The sequence below is a fragment of the Pseudomonas sp. 203-8 genome (assembly GCF_020708595.1).
Lineage (GTDB): Bacteria > Pseudomonadota > Gammaproteobacteria > Pseudomonadales > Pseudomonadaceae > Pseudomonas > Pseudomonas aeruginosa.
Genome location: NZ_JAJFDF010000008.1, coordinates 349,632 through 366,117, shown reverse-complemented (window position 1 = coordinate 366,117; position 16,486 = coordinate 349,632). Strand labels below are relative to the sequence as shown.

Below are 16,486 nucleotides of genomic sequence, written 5' to 3'. Positions count from 1 at the left end.
GCCCTCTCTGGAGGGTCAGGCGAGGATTACCTGGCCGCCCAGGCGTTGAAGCGCTGTTCCAGTTGTTCGCCGTAGTCGGCCCAGAAGGTCACGTCCATTGCCACCTGGTTCTGGATGTTTTCCGGAGTGGTCGGCATGTCCTTCAGCAGGGCCTTGTCCAGCAGCGGCACCGCCTGCTTGTTGGCCGGACCGTAGGCGATGTTTTCCGAGTAAGTCTTCTGCTGCTGGGGCTGCACCGAGAAGGCGATGAACTTCAGGGTCTCTTCCCGTTTCTTCGCCCCCTTCGGGATGGCCCAGGCGTCGAAATCGTAGATGCCGCCGTTCCATACCACCTTCAGGTTGCTTTCCTTCTGCACCGCGGCGATCCGACCGTTGTAGGCAGAGCTCATCACCACATCGCCGGAAGCCAGGTACTGCGGCGGCTGGGCGCCCGCCTCCCACCACTGGATGCTCGACTTGATCTCGTCGAGCTTCTTGAAGGCACGATCCTGGCCTTCCTTGGTGGCGAGCACGCCGTAGACGTCCTTCGGCGCCACGCCATCGGCCATCAGGGCGAATTCGAGGGTGTACTTGGCGCCCTTGCGCAGGCCGCGCTTGCCGGGGAATTTCTTGATGTCCCAGAAGTCCGCCCAACTGGTCGGCGCGCTTTTCAGCTTGTCGGCGTTGTAGGCGAGCACCGTGGACCAGACGAAGAAACCCACGCCGCACGGTTGGATGGCGCCGGGCACGAAGTCCTCGGTCTTACCGAACTGCGCCGGGTCGAGTTCCTCGAACAGGCCTTCGTCGCAGCCGCGCGACAGCTCCGGCGACTCCACTTCCACCAGGTCCCAGGAGACGCTGTTGGTATCGACCATGGCCTTGACCTTGGCCATCTCGCCGTTGTATTCGCCGGCGACGATCCTGTTGCCGGTGGCTTTCTGGTAGGGCTCGTAGAACGCCTTGATCTGGGCGCTCTTGTTGGCCCCGCCGAAGGACACCACGGTCAGGTCCACCGCCATGGCCTGGGCCGCGCAGGCCAGGCCGGCCGCCAGGGTGGCGAACTTCAGGCTGGCCGCTTTCAGGGATTTCGACATTATTGTTCTCTCCACAGTGCAGGGTTGCTTCGGTACGGTTCGGGACTGCCGGCGCTCACGCCGCCGGCAGAGGGTCGAGCGCCCTCACATGCTCGACCTGCCAGCCCAGCGGAACCACATCACCGACGCTCAGCGTCGGGTCCAGCTCGGCGATCGGCTGCTTGACGAAGAAGTCGTCGCGGCCGCAGACCTCCAGGCGCACACGCACGTGGTCGCCCAGGTAGACGAACTCGGCCACGCGGCCGGAGAAACGGTTGACGCAAGACTCGCTGGCACCGTTCAGGCGCACCCGCTCGGGGCGGATCGACAAGGTCACCGGCTCGCCCGGCTGGCCGACGTTGACCGCCAGCGCCTCGACCTTCTCGCCGCGCGGCAGTCCGACCACGCAGCGCTCGCCGTCGCAACTGAGAAGCTGCCCGGATAGACGGTTGTTCTCACCGATGAAGTTGGCCACGAAGGTGTTGCGCGGCTGCTCGTAGAGATTGCGCGGCGGCTCGATCTGCTGGATTTCGCCCTGGTGGAACACCGCCACCCGGTCGGACATGGTCAGCGCCTCGCCCTGGTCGTGGGTGACGTAGACCACGGTGACACCGAGGCGCTGGTGCAGATGCTTGATTTCCATCTGCATGTGCTCGCGAAGTTGCTTGTCCAGCGCTCCCAGGGGCTCGTCCATCAGCACCAGTTGCGGCTCGAAGACCAGCGCGCGGGCCAGCGCCACGCGCTGCTGCTGGCCACCGGAAAGCTGCGCCGGATAACGCCCGGCGAAGGCGTCGAGCTGGACCATCGACAACGCGCGCTTGACCCTTTCCTTCACGTCGGTCTTGCTCATGCCACGGACGCTGAGGGGAAAGGCCAGGTTCTCGGCCACGGTCATGTGCGGGAACAGCGCATAGTTCTGGAACACCATGCCGATGTCGCGCTTGTGCGGAGGGACATTGTTGATCGAGCGACCGGCCAGGAGGATTTCGCCGGCGGTGGGGGTTTCGAAACCGGCCAGCATCATCAGGCTGGTGGTCTTGCCGGACCCGGAGGGGCCGAGCAGGGTGAGGAATTCGCCCTTGCGAATGTCCAGGTTGAGATCCTTCACGATGAGGGTCTCGCCGTCGTAGCTTTTCTGCACGCCACGGAAGCTGACCAGCACATCGCCGCCTTGAGTCTCGGCCATAACCGCACCTTTGTTCGTTTTATGGATGCTGTGCGAACAGCCTAGAGAACCCGGCGCAGGACGCAAATCGGCCGGCAAGAGAGTTTTCTATCAGGGGAAAGGAAAGCTCTTTGTAGGAATCGCCCTACAAAAAAGATGCCCCCCGGAATGGGCCAGACCGCTCTGGGAAGGGGCTTTCGAGAAGGGCAAAGGTTTGCGCGCCAGCGCTCTCCGGCTGGCGCGCAACGGCCTCCTCAGCGCTTGGCCCAGTTCTGGAAACGCTGCTCCAGGGCCTCGCCGTGCTCCGCCCAGAAGGCCACGTTCATACCCACCGCGTTCTGCATGTTCTGCGGTGCGGTCGGCAGGTTGGCAGCCACTTGCGGATCGAGGAGGCCTACCGCCTTGCGGTTGGCCGGGCCGTAGGCGATGTTCTCGGCGAAAGCCTTCTGCTGCTCCGGCTGGCTGGCGAAACGGATGAACTCCTCGGCCAACTGCTTCTTCCAAACCCCGACCGGCAGCGCCCAGAAGTCGAAATCGTAGACGCCGCCGCTCCAGACCATTGCCAGGCGCTGCTTCTCGGCCTGCGCCGCGGCGATCCGCCCGTTGTAGGCCGAACTCATCACCACCGTGCCATCAGCCAGGTCGCGCACAGGGTCCTGCCCGGACTTCCACCAATGGATATAGGGCTTCAGCTCGTCGAGCTTGCGGAATGCCCGCTCGACGCCGGCGGGCGTCGCCAGCGTCTGGTAGACGTCCTTCGGCGCCACGCCATCGGCCATCAGGGCGAACTCCAGGCTGTACTTGGCGCCCCAGCGCAGGCCGCGCTTGCCGGGAAACTTCTTCACGTCCCAGAAATCCGCCCAGCCCTGCGGGCTGCCCGCAACCTTGCCGGGGTTGTAGGCAAGCAGCGTGGTCCAGACGAAGATGCCGACTCCGCAGGGCTGCACCGCGCCGGGAACGAAATCCGCGGGATCGCCGACCTTCGCCATGTCCAGCTTCTCGAACAGACCTTCCTCGCAACCGCGCGCCAGCTCCGGCGCCTCGACTTCCACCACGTCCCAGGAGACGTGGCTGATCTCCACCATGCGCTTGAGCTTGGCCAGGTCGCCATTGTAGGAGCCATGCACCACGCGATTGCCGGTGGCGCTCTTGAAGGGTTTGTAGAACGCGGTTTCCTGGGCTTCCTTGTTGGCGCCGCCGAAGGAAATCACGGTCACGTATTCCGCCCAGGCGGGCGCGGTAACTCCGAGAAGGGCGCACAACAGGCCCGTCCTCATGGCTGGCAACATCGTTTCTTCTCCTTATCGTGTTGGCCGGCAAGCATCATTCCCTGCCGCGCGGAAGCCAGGTAGACAGCAGATCGCGAAAACCGGACCTGGCGCACAAGCCGCGAGCAAAACCTGGGCGAACGCCCCTGTCAGAGCAGGCGGTGCTCCATCGCGTAGCGCACCAGGTCGGCTACCGAATGCGCGTTGAGCTTCTGCATCAGGCGTGCCTTGTGGGTACTGATGGTTTTGTTGCTGACCGCCAGTTGCTGGGCGATCTCGTTGACGTTGGCGCCCTGCACCAGCCGCTCGAACACCGAGAACTCGCGCTCGGAGAGCAGCGCATGGGGCGGACGCGAATCGGTCAGGCCAACCTCGAAGACCATCCGATCGGCAAGGTCCGGGTCGATGTAGCGTCCGCCGCCGGCGACCCTGCGGATCGCGGTGAGCAGCAATGCCGGATCGCTGTCCTTGGTGGCATAGCCGGCAGCACCTATCTTCAGGGCGCGGGCGGCCATCTGCGCCTCGTCGTGCATCGACAGCACCAGGATCGCCGGCGGCTCGTTCAGCGCGCGAATCCGCGGAATCGCCTCGAGGCCATTGACGCCGGGCATGGAGATATCCAGCAGGACCACCTCGCAAGGCGTTCCGCGCAGGGTTTCCAGCAACTGCTCGCCATTGGTGGCCTCGCCGACCACCTGCAGGTCCTTGGCCATGCCAATCAGTTGCTTGATGCCTTCCCTGACGATCGTGTGGTCTTCAGCGACCAGGACTCGGATCACCACTCTTTGCTGCCTCACGCTGTTCCGCCTTGCCGGCGGTTGTTCTTGTCACGGGCTCGCGACGCCCAGCGGAATCCTCACGCTGAGCGTGGTGCCCTCGCCGGGGGCACTGTCGATGTCCAGCGTACCGCCCATCATCAGCACCCGCTCGCGCATGCCGACCAGGCCGAAGGAACTGCCACGCCCCACCGTGGCAACATCGAACCCGCGACCGTCGTCGCTGACGCTCAGGCACAGCTCGTCGCCCTCGCGCAGCAGACGCAGTTGCACAGTATGCGCCTCGGCATGCCGCATGACATTGGTCAACGCCTCCTGGAGGATGCGGAACAGGCCGATAGCCTTGGCGTCGACCAACTGCGGCGAGTTCTCCGGCACCTCCACCAGGCAGGGAATCTGCGTGCGCGCCTCGAAGCGCCGCGCCTGCCACTCCACCGCCGAGCCGATTCCGGCGTCGAGGATCGGCGGGCGCAGTGCGGTAGCCACGTCGCGCACCAGCTGGAACAACTGGGCGATCAGCTTTTTCATGTTGCCCAGGCGTTCGCGCAGGCCCTCCTGGGCATCGGCATAGGCCAGCTCGCACATCGAGGTTTCCAGCTTCAGCACCGTCAGCACCTGGCCCAGCTCATCATGGACCTCGCGGGCGATACGCGCCTTCTCCTCCTCCCGCACCGACTCCAGGTGCGCCGACAGCTCGCGGAGCTGGGCGCGCGACTCGCCGAGTTCGAGTTCGATCTGCTTGTTCGCGGTGATGTCCCAGACCACCCCGTCCCAGACCGCGCGACCATCCTCGAAACAGCGCGCCGAAGCCTTGATGTCGGCCCAGCGCAATTCGCCCTGGCGGGTGAGGATGCGGCCCTGCCAATGCCAGTCGCGATTCTCGTCGAGGGCAGCCATCTGGCTCGACCAGTAGCGCTCGCGGTCGTCGGGATGGACCAGGCCACGAATGCCGCGGCCGCTTTCGATCAGTTCGCGAGCGCTGTAGCCGACCAGCGCCTCGCTGCCCTCGCTGATATAGGCGAAGTCGGAAAACGCGCCGGCCCGCGGGCGCTCCAGGCGGAAGACCATGCCCGGCACGTTGGAGGCGATGCCCTTCATCCGCGCCTCGCTTTCCTGCAATGCCTCGCGGGCACGGCGGCGCTCGGTGACGTCGCTGAGGAACACCACCAGATACTCGGACGTGCCGAAGCGCAGGAAGCTAAGCGAGACGTCGGCCGGCAGCCAACTGCCGTCGGCGCGCAGGCAGCGGGTCTCGAAGCTGAGCGGGCCCTCCTCGCTATTGCGCGCACGACGCCAAAGATTCAACCAGCGGTCCATGTCCAGGCCGGGCTCGAAGTCGGCCAGCGGACGGTCCACGAGTTGACCGTCGGCATGGCCGAGCATCTGTTCGGCGGCGCGGTTGGCGTAGCGTACGCGGCTGTCCCAATTGACCCAGAGGATGCCCAGGGTGCTGTTGTCGATGGAGAACTGGGTCAGGCGCAGCGCCTCCTCGGCCGCCTGGCGCAGCTCCAGGTCGCGGCGGGCGCCGTACAGCCGGGCTTCCAGCGCATGCTGCTGGCGCCGCTGGAGGAACACCGCCGCCAGCGCGCCGGCCAGCAGCAGGCCGAGGAGGATCGACAGGTTCTGCCAGAACCCCGGCGACTCGCCGAGGCGCGGATACTTGGGTTGCAACCAGCGCTCGTGCAACTGGTCCAGGGACTTGCGCGGCAGCGAGCGCAACGCCTGGTCGACCACCATCGCCAGTTCCGGCCAGTCGCGACGGGTCGCCACCCGCAGCAGCTGCGGGTAGCCGATATCGCCAACCACCGCTAGCTCGGCGAACTCCGGTTCGCGGGTCAGGCGGCTGAGTTGCGCTTCGTCGATCACCGCGTAGCGTGCCTGTCCGGCGAGCACGGCGCGCAGCACCTCGCGTTCGGAATCGGCCGACACCCACTGCAGGCCGCTATAGGTGCTGCTGAGGTAGTCGGCTACCGAACTGCCGGCCCGCACGGCAACCCGGGTATCGCGCTCCAGTTGCTCCAATTCGACGCTGCCGCTGCCATCGCGCTTCCCCACCACCAGCCGGGAAACCCGCAGGTAGGGATCGGAGAACAGCCACAAGCGCAGCCCGGCTGGGGTCTGGCTGAGGCCGGGAGCGATATCCACGCGCCCAGCGCGCAGGGCATCGTCGAGCGCCGCCTGGTCGGGATAGCCCTGCCACCGCAAGGTCACCTGCATTGCCGTGGCCAGCCAGCCCATCAGCTCCACGTTGGCCCCGGAATACTGTTGCAGGCGGCGGTCGTACTGGGCATAGGGCGCTTCGGTGACCACCCCGACGCGCAATTCCCGATGCTCCGCCAGCCAGGTCCGTAGCTCCGCCGTCAGCGGCAAGGCGACCGACTCCTCCGCTCGCACGGGCAGGCTCAACAGCAGACAGAAGAAGAGCAGACAGCAACGACGCAACATGCCGGCGACACTCCACGGAATACACCGCAACGGAAGGAAAAGCGGGCATACCTTACCGCGAGCGCGACCGGCGAACCATGCGAAGGCTCGGCCTGACAAAGAAGTGCTCTGGGTTTAGGCTGCCTTCTGGATTGTCTATCGGGAATTTCCAATGCCGGCCTTCTCTCTACTGCCGAAGCCCTCCGCCCTGCTGCCGCTGCTATTGGCCGCCGCTTTCCTGCCGCCGGCTTTCGTTCATGCCGAAGAGGAGGCCGCCAAGGACCAGCCGCAGGCCCCCGTGGAACGCCCGGCGGTCAGCGAGCGCAGCCAGGACGAGGCCAAGGGGCTGGAGCGCCAGTTGCCGGAGGACGGCCAGCAGATCCTCAAGGCCGGCGACGAAAGCTTCCTCACCCTCTGGTTGCCAGCCAACACCGCCGAGGCCGAAGGTGTGGTGATCCTGGTTCCCGGTGATGGCGAAAGTCCGGACTGGCCGCAAGCCATCGGCCCGCTAAGGCGCAAACTGCCGGATGCCGGCTGGCAGACCCTGAGCCTGGCCCTGCCCGACCCGCAGAGCACCGCGCCGGTTACCCGCCCTGCGGAATCCGCCGCCAGCGCCGACAAGGACGCCAGCGCCGCGGACAGCGCAAGCAAGCCTGACGTGAAAGGCGAAAGCGGCAACGCGCCGGCGCCGGAAAGCACCGCCGAAGCCGGCAGCGGCGAACCGGCGCAGAGCGAGGACCAGGCCCCTCCCCCAGCCATCGATCCGGTCGAGCAGCGCAAGGCGCACGCCGAACGGGTCATGGCGCGCCTGCAGGCGAGCATCGACCTGGCCCTGCAGCACGAACCGAAAAGCGTCGTCCTGCTCGGTCATGGCACGGGCGCCTATTGGGCGGCACGCTACCTGGCGGAGAAGGAGCCTGCGGAAATCCACAACCTGCTGCTGGTTGCCGCGGAGGTACCGCGCGATTTTCGCCCGGCGCTGGAAGATATGGTGCCGAAGCTGAAACTGGCGACCGGCGACTTCTATTACCGCGACGCCCGCGCCGACCGCGAGGCGGCCAGGCTGCGCATGCAGGCCGGCAAGCGGCAGAAACACCCGGCCTACGTACAAATCGCGATGCAGGCGCTACCGGCCGACCCCAAGGCGGAGCAGGAGCAACTGTACCGACGAATCCGCGGCTGGCTCAGCCTTCACCTGCAGGCCGATGCGCAGAAACCTGCGGAGTGATCAGCGAAACCCCTCACGCTCTCGGACCAGGGCGTAGGCCGCCTGCAATTCACGGGTTTTCTCGGTAGCCGCACGCACGCGCTCGACGCTGGCGCCGGCTCCCGCCAGTTTGTCCGGATGGTGCTGGCTGATCAGCTTGCGATAGGCGCGTTTGATCAGCGCCGGCTCGCTTCCGGCCTCCACGCCGAGCAGCAGCAGGGCCTCACGGTAGCTATCCCGGGCGACAGCGCGCGTCCGCTTCGGCATGACCCGCGCCGACAAGCGTTCCGTTCGCTCCGCCGACCAACCCAGCCAGCGCCCCCATTGCAACACCAGTTGTCGCGCCGACTGGCTGAGCACGCCGCCAGCCCAGGCCATCCGCCAGCAGGCGAGCAATACTGCCTCCGCACGTTCGCCCTTCAGACGCGCGACCTCCGCCTGCAGATGGGCGATGCCGGCCTTGCCCTTGCCGAAGGACGCGATGGCACGCCGCTGGGCTCGCCTATCGAGCTTGCGCAACGCCATCTCCTCGCGCGCCTGGCGGATATGCATCTCATCCACCCGCCCGCCGCTCTTGGCCAGATAGCCGAGCAACTGAAACAGCAGGTCGTCCTCATCGTTCACCGCCCGCCCGCGCAAGCGCGCCAGCAGGCCGCGCCAGGACTCCAGGCGCAACCTGCGGTCCAGCAGTTGCCCCAGCAGGCCGCCGAGCAGGGCGCCGGGGATGCTGGCCAGGGCCCAGCCGGCTCCGGCTCCGATCAGCGTAGCGGGCCAGAGCATCTCAGGCGTGCTCCGCCAGCAATCGCTCGACTTCCGCCAGGCGCTCGTGGGTACCGACGTCGACCCACTGCCCACGATGGTGTTCGCCGCTGACCCGCCCCGCGGCGATGGCCTTGCGCAATAGCGGCGCCAGCTTGAAGGCGCCCGGCTGGCAGCCCTCGAACAGCGCGGGATGCAGTACGGCGATCCCGCTGTAGGTAAGGTTGCCGCCCGCTTCGCGGGTCTCGCCCACCCGTCCGCCGGCATCCAGGTGGAAATCGCCGGCGGGATGGTGCGCCGGGTTGTCGACCAGCACCAGATGCGCCAGGTCGCCGTCGGCAAGATGCAGCCGAGAGTAGTCGAAGTCGCTCCAGACATCGCCGTTGAGCAACAGGAACGGCTGCTCGCCGAGCAACGGCAGGGCGCGGAAGATTCCGCCACCGGTTTCCAGCGGTTCACCCTCCGGGGAATAGGCGATCCGCCCGCCCAGGCGCGAACCGTCGCCGAGATAGGCCTCGATCTGCTCGCCAAGCCAGGCATGGTTGATCACCCAGTCGTCGACTCCGGCCTGGCGCAGCGCCAGCAACTGACGCTCGATCAATGGCACGCCGGCGGCCTCGATCAGCGGCTTGGGCGTGTGCAGGGTGGTCGGCCGCATGCGCTCGCCACGCCCGGCGGCGAGGATCATCGCCTTCATGCCTCGGCTCCCTGCGGCAGCGAGGCCAGCAGCTCGCCCAGTTCGGCCAGCTCGGGACGGCGCGCCACGGCGGTTTCCAGATAACGGAAGAAGCGCGGCACGTCACCCAGGTAGCGCGGCTTGCCGTCGCGGTGACAGATACGGGCGAAGATGCCAATCACCTTCAGGTGGCGCTGCACGCCCATCAGGTCGCTGGCACGGAGGAAGTCCTCGAAGCTTGGCGGCAGCGGGATGCCGGCCCAGGTCGCCTTCTTCCAGTAGCGATTCAGCGCGGCATGCACGCGCGGCTCCGGCCAACTGACGAAGGCGTCCTTGTACAGGCAGGTGACATCATAGGTGACCGGGCCGTGCAGGGCATCCTGGAAATCGAGGACACCCGGGTTCGGCTCGCTGAGCATCAGGTTGCGCGGCATATAGTCGCGATGGACGAACACCCGCGGCTGCTCCAGCGCGCTGCGTACCAGCAGGTCGCAGATCCGCTGCCAGCGGGCCAGAGTCTCGCCCTCCAGCTCCACGCCGAGGTGGCGGGCCAGGTACCAGTCGGGGAACAGCTGCAGCTCGCGGCGCAGCACCGCTTCGTCGTAGGCAGGCAGGACACCGGCGACATCGACCTTCTGGAAGGCGATCAGCGCATCCAGGGCCGGTTCGAACAGCTCGTCGGCATTCCCGGGATGAAGCACGTCGAGGTAGGTCTGCCGGCCCAGGTCACTGAGCAGCAGGAAACCGTTCTCCAGGTCCTGGGCGAGAATCCTCGGCACATGCACGCCGGCTCCGGCGAGCAGTCCGGCGACCTTGACGAACGGTCGGCAGTCTTCCTGGGGCGGCGGCGCGTCCATCACCACCAGGCTGCGGTCCCCTCCCTGCCAGCGGAAATAACGACGGAAGCTGGCGTCGCTACTGGCCGGGATCAGTTCGGCGGGGGGCACTTCCCCCCAACCTTCGGCAACGAACAACTCGGGCAAACAAGAGTCCAACCAGCGATTCAGCTGCTGGAAACGGGCATCATCAGACATTTACGGGGTTCTCCACGGCCCTAGCCGTTGCGCAGGTCATGCTTTATTATCCAGCATCTTTTTCAGCCCATCGAGAGGCGTGCGGCCCACCGGGCCGATGGCGCGCAGGAAGCCCGGATTAACAAGATGGCAGTGAAATCCCTCGTGTTTCGAAGAAAGTTTCCCCTGCTGGTCACCGGCAGCCTGCTGGCTCTGCAGCCGGTCGCAGCATTGACTGTACAGGCCGCCGATCAGTTCGACTGCAAGGTATCGGCCACCGGCGGCTGGGATTGCTCCCCGCTGCAGAACGCCAATGCCAACCTGCCACCGCGCCCGGCGCATACCGCGACCTCGGTCAGCACCGCCGCGGCGGGCAGCAGCGTGTCCGGCAGCGGAGGCGAAACCGTCGAGGCAGAGCCGACCCAGCGCCTGGTCACCGAGTCCGGCGGTCGCGCGCTGAAGTCCCGCAGCGCGGACTACTCGCACCTCGACTGGATTCCTCGGGAAAAACTGACCGCCGCCCAGTTGGCGGAAATCGGCCCCTATTGCGGCGGCTCCTACATCGAGCCGGTCCGTCCGGGCATGGATGACGGCGCGCCCAGCGACGAGAGCCCGACCTACGTATCCGCCAAGGCTTCGCGCTACGAGCAGGAAAAACAGATCGCCACCCTCGCCGGTGACGTGGTCCTGCGCCAGGGCAGCATGCAGGTGGAAGGCGACGAGGCCAACCTGCACCAGCTGGAAAACCGCGGCGAACTGGTCGGCAACGTCAAGCTGCGCGACAAGGGCATGCTGGTGGTCGGCGACCACGCCCAGGTCCAGCTGGACAACGGCGAGGCCCAGGTCGACAACGCCGAGTACGTGATCCACAAGGCCCATGCCCGCGGCAGCGCGCTCTACGCCAAGCGCAGCGAGAACGCCATCATCATGCTCAAGGATGGCACCTACACCCGCTGCGAACCGAGCAGCAACGCCTGGACCCTGAAGGGCAACAACGTCAAGCTGAACCCGGCCACCGGCTTCGGCACCGCGACCAACGCGACCCTCCGGGTCAAAGATTTCCCGGTGTTCTACACCCCGTACATCTATTTCCCGATCGACGACCGCCGCCAGTCCGGCTTCCTGCCGCCGAGCTTCAGCAGCACCAGCGACACCGGCTTCACCCTGGTCACCCCGTACTACTTCAACCTGGCGCCGAACTACGACGCCACGTTGTACCCGCGCTACATGGCCAAGCGCGGCATGATGCTGGAAGGCGAGTTCCGCTACCTGACCCACAGCAGCGAAGGCACCGTCAACGCCGCCTACCTGAACGACAAGGACGACCACCGCGAGAACTTCCCGGACTACAGCAAGGACCGCTGGCTGTACGGCCTCAAGAACACCACCGGCCTCGATTCGCGCTGGCTGGCCGAGGTCGACTACACGCGGATCAGCGATCCCTATTACTTCCAGGATCTGGATACCGATCTAGGCGTGGGCAGCACAACTTATGTCAACCAGCGTGGCAGCGTAACCTACAGGGGAGACACCTTCACTGGTCGCTTGAACCTGCAGGGTTACCAAATGGCGACCACCACCGATGTCACCCCCTATGACCGTCTGCCGCAGGTCACTTTCGATGGTTTCCTGCCTTATGAGCCTGGCGGTTTGAAGCTCGACTACAAGACCGAATTTGTTCGGTTCGACAGGAATCTGGACGACAAGACCTACTTCAACGACGACGGTAGCATTCGCGGCCGCAAGCACCCGGACGCCTATATCGAAGGGCTTGCCCGCTCCACTGGCGACCGTGTGCATCTCGAGCCGGGCATGAGCCTGCCGATGACCAGAAGCTGGGGCTATCTGACTCCAACGTTGAAGCTCTTGTACACCAAGTACGACCTTGACCTGGACAGCCAGGGCAAAAGTACTCTATCCGCCTACCAGGAAACGTTCGACAGCAGCCAGGATCGCTCCCTACCTTTGGTCAAGGTGGACAGTGGCCTGTATTTTGACCGTGATACCACATTCGCTGGCACGCAGTTCCGTCAAACCCTGGAGCCGCGCGCAATGTATCTGTACGTCCCTTACAAAGACCAATCGAAGATTCCGGTCTTTGACACCAGCGAGCCTTCGTTCAACTACGACTCGCTGTGGAGAGAGAACCGCTTCTCCGGCCGTGATCGCATCGGCGATGCCAACCAGCTGTCGCTCGGCGTGACTACTCGCTTCATCGAGCCCAATGGTTTCGAACGCGCCAGCTTGAGCGCGGGACAGATCTATTATTTCCGTGATCGCCGAGTCCAATTGCCCGGCTTGAGCGAGAAAGATCTCGCTATCGCCAAAGAGCGGTATCCGGATGAGTTCCTGAGGGAGCCTGACACTGATAGCTGGCGCTCCCCCTATGCCTTGATGGGACAATATCGCTTCAATCGCGATTGGCGTCTCAGCTCCGATTACAACTGGAATCCCAATACCAGCCGTACCGAATCCGGCAGCGCGATGTTCCACTATCAACCGGAAGACAATCCGAACAAGGTGGTCAACGCTGGTTATCGCTACCGCGAAGATGCCCGACGCTTCAACAGTTCGACCGGTCGCTTCGTCTATGGCCGGGAAGACGACATCATCAAGCAGCATGACTTCTCGGTCATCTGGCCGCTAGTGCCACAATGGTCGGTGCTCGCCCGCTGGCAGTACGACTACAACAAGAACCGCACCCTCGAGGCGTTCGGCGGCTTCGAATACGACAGCTGCTGCTGGAAGCTGCGCCTGATCAACCGCTACTGGTTGGACGTGGACGACGATGCCTTCTTCGTACAGAGCGAGAAGGCCGACCGCGGCATCTTCCTGCAGATCGTCCTGAAGGGCCTCGGCGGCATCGTAGGCAACAAGACGGAAATGTTCCTCGACAAAGGCATCCAAGGTTATCGTCAACGTGAAGATCAAGCTATGTAACCGGCTGCGCCCCCTTGCATTGGGCGCAGCACTCCTTTGCTCCTTCGCGCATGCCGAAGTGGTACCACTGGACCGGGTCGTCGCCATCGTCGACAACGATGTGATCATGCAGAGCCAGCTCGACCAGCGCCTGCGTGAAGTGCACCAGACGCTGCTCAAGCGCGGCGCGCCGCTGCCGCCCGAGCACGTGCTGACCCAGCAGGTGCTGGAACGCCTGATCATCGAGAACATCCAGCAGCAGATCGGCGACCGCTCCGGCATCCGTATCTCCGACGAGGAGCTGAACCAGGCGATGGGCACCATCGCCCAGCGCAACGGCATGAGCCTGGAGCAATTCCAGGCCGCCCTTACCCGCGACGGCCTGTCCTACGCCGACGCCCGCGAGCAGGTCCGTCGCGAGATGGTGATCAGCCGTGTGCGCCAGCGCCGGGTCGCCGAGCGCATCCAGGTCAGCGAGCAGGAGGTGAAGAACTTCCTTGCCTCGGACATGGGCAAGATCCAGCTTTCCGAAGAGTACCGCTTGGCCAATATCCTGATCCCGGTGCCGGAAGCCGCGTCCTCGGACGTGATCCAGGCCGCCGCAAGGCAGGCCCAGGAGCTCTACCAGCAGCTAAAGCAGGGCGCCGACTTCGGCCAACTGGCGATTTCCCGCTCGGCCGGCGACAATGCCCTGGAAGGCGGCGAGATCGGCTGGCGCAAGGCCGCCCAGCTGCCGCAGCCGTTCGACAGCATGATCGGCTCCCTGGCCGTCGGCGACGTCACCGAGCCTGTCCGCACCCCCGGCGGCTTCATCATCCTCAAGCTGGAAGAGAAGCGCGGCGGCAGCAAGATGGTCCGTGACGAGGTGCATGTCCGCCATATCCTGCTCAAGCCCAGCGAGATCCGCAGCGAAGCGGAGACCGAGAAGCTGGCGCAGAAGCTGTACGAGCGCATCCAGTCCGGGGAAGACTTCGGCGAACTGGCGAAGAGCTTCTCCGAAGATCCGGGTTCCGCCCTCAACGGCGGCGACCTGAACTGGATCGATCCGGAAGCCCTGGTGCCCGAGTTCCGCCAGGTGATGAACGATACCCCGCAGGGCGAGCTGTCCAAGCCGTTCCGCTCGCAGTTCGGCTGGCACATCCTGCAGGTCCTCGGCCGTCGCGCCACCGACAGCAGCGAGAAGTTCCGCGAGCAGCAGGCGGTAAGCGTACTGCGCAACCGCAAGTACGACGAGGAACTGCAAGCCTGGCTGCGGCAGATCCGCGACGAGGCCTACGTGGAAATCAAGCAGTGAGCCTGCGCTTCGCGCTCACTCCAGGCGAGCCGGCAGGTATCGGACCCGATCTGTGCCTGCTGCTCGCCCGCTCCGCCCAGCCCCACCCCCTGATCGCCATCGCCAGCCGCACGCTCCTGCAAGAGCGCGCCGGCCAACTGGGCCTGGCGATCGACCTCAAGGACGTTTCCCCGGCCGCCTGGCCAGAGCGACCGGCCAAGGCCGGCCAACTGTACATATGGGATACGCCCCTGGCCGCCCCGGTCCGGCCCGGGCAATTGGACCGAGCCAACGCCGCCTACGTCCTGGAAACCCTGACCCGCGCCGGCCAGGGCTGCCTCGACGGGCACTTCGCCGGGATGATCACCGCACCGGTGCACAAGGGCGTGATCAACGAAGCCGGCATCCCCTTTTCCGGCCATACCGAATTCCTCGCCGACCTCACCCACACCGCCCAGGTGGTGATGATGCTGGCCACTCGCGGCCTGCGCGTGGCCCTGGCGACCACCCACCTGCCGCTGCGCGAGGTCGCCGACGCCATTAGCGACGAGCGCCTGTCCCGGGTCGCGCGCATCCTCCACGCCGACCTGCGCGACAAGTTCGGCATCGCCCATCCGCGCATCCTGGTCTGCGGACTCAACCCGCACGCCGGCGAAGGCGGTCACCTGGGCCGGGAAGAGATCGAGGTGATCGAACCCTGCCTCGAGCGCCTGCGTGGCGAAGGCCTCGACCTGGTCGGCCCGCTGCCGGCCGACACCCTGTTCACTCCCAAGCACCTGGAGCATTGCGACGCGGTGCTGGCGATGTACCACGACCAGGGTCTCCCCGTGCTCAAGTACAAGGGCTTCGGTGCCGCCGTGAACGTGACCCTCGGCCTGCCGATCATCCGCACCTCTGTCGACCACGGTACCGCGCTCGACCTGGCCGGAAGCGGCCGCATCGATAGCGGCAGCCTGCAGGTCGCCCTGGAAACCGCCTACCAGATGGCGGCCAGCCGCTGCTGACGGCGGTCGGCCATCGTTTAGCCCTGCCGGCCCGACGCTTCGCTGTTAAAATGGCGCCCTTTCGCATCCGCGCCTCCCGCCTTGGCCTGGGGCCCGCAGCCTGGAACCGTTTCCAATGTCCGAGCTTTACCAACACCGCGCGCGCAAGCGCTTCGGCCAGAACTTCCTGCACGATGCCGGGGTGATTCACCGCATCCTCCGTGCCATCCATGCCCGCGAGGGTCAGCGCCTGCTGGAGATCGGCCCGGGCCAGGGCGCCCTGACCGAGGGACTGCTGGGCAGCGGCGCACGCCTGGACGTGATCGAGCTCGACCAGGACCTGATCCCCCTGTTGAAGCTGAAATTCGGCCTCGAGTCGCGCTTCAGCCTGCACCAGGGCGACGCCCTCAAGTTCGATTTCGCCTCGCTGGTGGAGAGCGGCGAGAAGCTGCGAGTGGTCGGCAACCTGCCCTACAACATCTCCACGCCACTGATCTTCCATCTGCTGGAGTACGCGCCGGTGATCGAGGACATGCACTTCATGCTGCAGAAGGAAGTGGTCGAGCGCCTGGCGGCCACGCCGGGCGGCGGGGACTGGGGCCGGCTTTCGATCATGGTCCAGTATCACTGTCGGGTGGAGCACCTGTTCAACGTCGGCCCCGGCGCGTTCAACCCGCCGCCCAAGGTCGACTCGGCCATCGTCCGTCTCACCCCCTTCGCCGAGCCGCCCCATCCGGCACGCGATCCGAAACTGCTCGAGCGGGTGGTCCGCGAGGCCTTCAACCAGCGCCGCAAGACCCTGCGCAATACCCTCAAGCCTCTCCTGAGCGTCGAGGACATCGAGGCCGCAGAGGTCGATCCGACCCTCCGTCCCGAACAACTCGACCTGGCCGCATTCGTCCGCCTGGCCAACCGGCTGGCCGAGCTGCCAGGCAATCGTTAGTCTGGTGAGACACTCGTCAGGAATCAGG

The 16,486-nt window shown here is 65.5% G+C and carries 13 protein-coding genes; 5 read left to right on the top strand and 8 right to left on the bottom strand.

Going from position 1 to position 16,486, the window contains the following annotated elements; all coding sequences use genetic code 11:
* Positions 1-26: 26 nt before the first annotated feature.
* The 5 genes from LJF27_RS20655 to LJF27_RS20635 all read right to left on the bottom strand — a co-directional run bounded on the left by LJF27_RS20655 (position 27) and on the right by LJF27_RS20635 (position 6,706).
* On the bottom strand, positions 27-1,073 hold the full coding sequence (locus tag LJF27_RS20655; RefSeq protein WP_003099539.1) for an ABC transporter substrate-binding protein: 1,047 nt from the start codon (positions 1,071-1,073) through the stop codon (positions 27-29).
* A 55-nt stretch (positions 1,074-1,128) separates the two neighbouring features.
* The gene (locus LJF27_RS20650) at positions 1,129-2,238 is read right to left on the bottom strand and encodes an ABC transporter ATP-binding protein (protein ID WP_003085109.1); all 1,110 of its coding nucleotides are present in this window, start codon (positions 2,236-2,238) and stop codon (positions 1,129-1,131) included.
* A gap of 233 nt (positions 2,239-2,471) precedes the next feature.
* Positions 2,472-3,506, bottom strand: a complete 1,035-nt coding sequence (locus LJF27_RS20645; RefSeq protein ID WP_003085106.1) for a polyamine ABC transporter substrate-binding protein — start codon at positions 3,504-3,506, stop codon at positions 2,472-2,474.
* 128 nt (positions 3,507-3,634) lie between these two features.
* Positions 3,635-4,267 (bottom strand): response regulator, encoded by a 633-nt coding sequence (locus tag LJF27_RS20640; protein ID WP_003085103.1) that lies wholly within the window; start codon positions 4,265-4,267, stop codon positions 3,635-3,637.
* 45 nt (positions 4,268-4,312) lie between these two features.
* Positions 4,313-6,706: a PAS domain-containing sensor histidine kinase gene (locus tag LJF27_RS20635; protein WP_003459408.1), complete on the bottom strand. Its 2,394-nt coding sequence runs from the start codon at positions 6,704-6,706 to the stop codon at positions 4,313-4,315.
* Between the two features lie 151 nt (positions 6,707-6,857).
* On the opposite strand from LJF27_RS20635, the gene LJF27_RS20630 reads away from it, so the two are divergent.
* Positions 6,858-7,913, top strand: a complete 1,056-nt coding sequence (locus LJF27_RS20630; protein ID WP_003160846.1) for an alpha/beta hydrolase family protein — start codon at positions 6,858-6,860, stop codon at positions 7,911-7,913.
* Here LJF27_RS20630 and LJF27_RS20625 read toward each other — a convergent pair whose 3' ends face one another.
* The 3 genes from LJF27_RS20625 to LJF27_RS20615 are packed head-to-tail and all read right to left on the bottom strand — an operon-like array spanning position 7,914 to position 10,361.
* A complete protein-coding gene (locus tag LJF27_RS20625; protein ID WP_003459406.1) occupies positions 7,914-8,672 on the bottom strand; it encodes a DnaJ domain-containing protein in 759 nt (252 codons plus the stop codon).
* 1 nt (position 8,673) lies between these two features.
* The gene (murU, locus tag LJF27_RS20620; RefSeq protein WP_003099549.1) at positions 8,674-9,348 is read right to left on the bottom strand and encodes an N-acetylmuramate alpha-1-phosphate uridylyltransferase MurU; all 675 of its coding nucleotides are present in this window, start codon (positions 9,346-9,348) and stop codon (positions 8,674-8,676) included.
* Complete coding sequence (locus LJF27_RS20615) at positions 9,345-10,361, bottom strand: aminoglycoside phosphotransferase family protein (protein WP_010793494.1); 1,017 nt, start codon at positions 10,359-10,361, stop codon at positions 9,345-9,347. Before LJF27_RS20615 ends, murU begins: the two co-directional genes overlap by 4 nt.
* Positions 10,362-10,487: 126 nt before the next feature.
* Here LJF27_RS20615 and lptD point away from each other — a divergent pair, with 126 nt between their 5' ends.
* The 4 genes from lptD (at position 10,488) to rsmA (ending at position 16,458) form a co-directional block, all read left to right on the top strand.
* On the top strand, positions 10,488-13,280 hold the full coding sequence (gene lptD / locus LJF27_RS20610) for an LPS-assembly protein LptD (RefSeq protein WP_016252922.1): 2,793 nt from the start codon (positions 10,488-10,490) through the stop codon (positions 13,278-13,280).
* Entirely contained in the window at positions 13,261-14,553 is a 1,293-nt protein-coding gene (locus LJF27_RS20605) for a peptidylprolyl isomerase (protein WP_003109024.1), read from the top strand. The genes lptD and LJF27_RS20605 overlap by 20 nt, the downstream gene beginning before the upstream one ends.
* Positions 14,550-15,536, top strand: a complete 987-nt coding sequence (gene pdxA, locus LJF27_RS20600; RefSeq protein WP_003099567.1) for a 4-hydroxythreonine-4-phosphate dehydrogenase PdxA — start codon at positions 14,550-14,552, stop codon at positions 15,534-15,536. The genes LJF27_RS20605 and pdxA overlap by 4 nt, the downstream gene beginning before the upstream one ends.
* Positions 15,537-15,651: 115 nt before the next feature.
* A complete protein-coding gene (gene rsmA, locus LJF27_RS20595) occupies positions 15,652-16,458 on the top strand; it encodes a 16S rRNA (adenine(1518)-N(6)/adenine(1519)-N(6))-dimethyltransferase RsmA (protein ID WP_003161932.1) in 807 nt (268 codons plus the stop codon).
* Positions 16,459-16,486 lie beyond the last annotated feature (28 nt).

Bases quoted from the DNA above. Each gene is read 5' to 3' on its own strand.
- LJF27_RS20655 (WP_003099539.1), bottom strand. From the start codon at position 1,073: ATGTCGAAATCCCTGAAAGCGGCCAGCCTGAAGTTCGCCACCCTGGCG.
- LJF27_RS20615 (WP_010793494.1), bottom strand. From the start codon at position 10,361: ATGTCTGATGATGCCCGTTTCCAGCAGCTGAATCGCTGGTTGGACTCT.
- LJF27_RS20635 (WP_003459408.1), bottom strand. From the start codon at position 6,706: ATGTTGCGTCGTTGCTGTCTGCTCTTCTTCTGTCTGCTGTTGAGCCTG.
- LJF27_RS20630 (WP_003160846.1), top strand. From the start codon at position 6,858: ATGCCGGCCTTCTCTCTACTGCCGAAGCCCTCCGCCCTGCTGCCGCTG.
- lptD (WP_016252922.1), top strand. From the start codon at position 10,488: ATGGCAGTGAAATCCCTCGTGTTTCGAAGAAAGTTTCCCCTGCTGGTC.
- murU (WP_003099549.1), bottom strand. From the start codon at position 9,348: ATGAAGGCGATGATCCTCGCCGCCGGGCGTGGCGAGCGCATGCGGCCG.
- rsmA (WP_003161932.1), top strand. From the start codon at position 15,652: ATGTCCGAGCTTTACCAACACCGCGCGCGCAAGCGCTTCGGCCAGAAC.
- LJF27_RS20650 (WP_003085109.1), bottom strand. From the start codon at position 2,238: ATGGCCGAGACTCAAGGCGGCGATGTGCTGGTCAGCTTCCGTGGCGTG.
- LJF27_RS20625 (WP_003459406.1), bottom strand. From the start codon at position 8,672: ATGCTCTGGCCCGCTACGCTGATCGGAGCCGGAGCCGGCTGGGCCCTG.
- LJF27_RS20645 (WP_003085106.1), bottom strand. From the start codon at position 3,506: ATGTTGCCAGCCATGAGGACGGGCCTGTTGTGCGCCCTTCTCGGAGTT.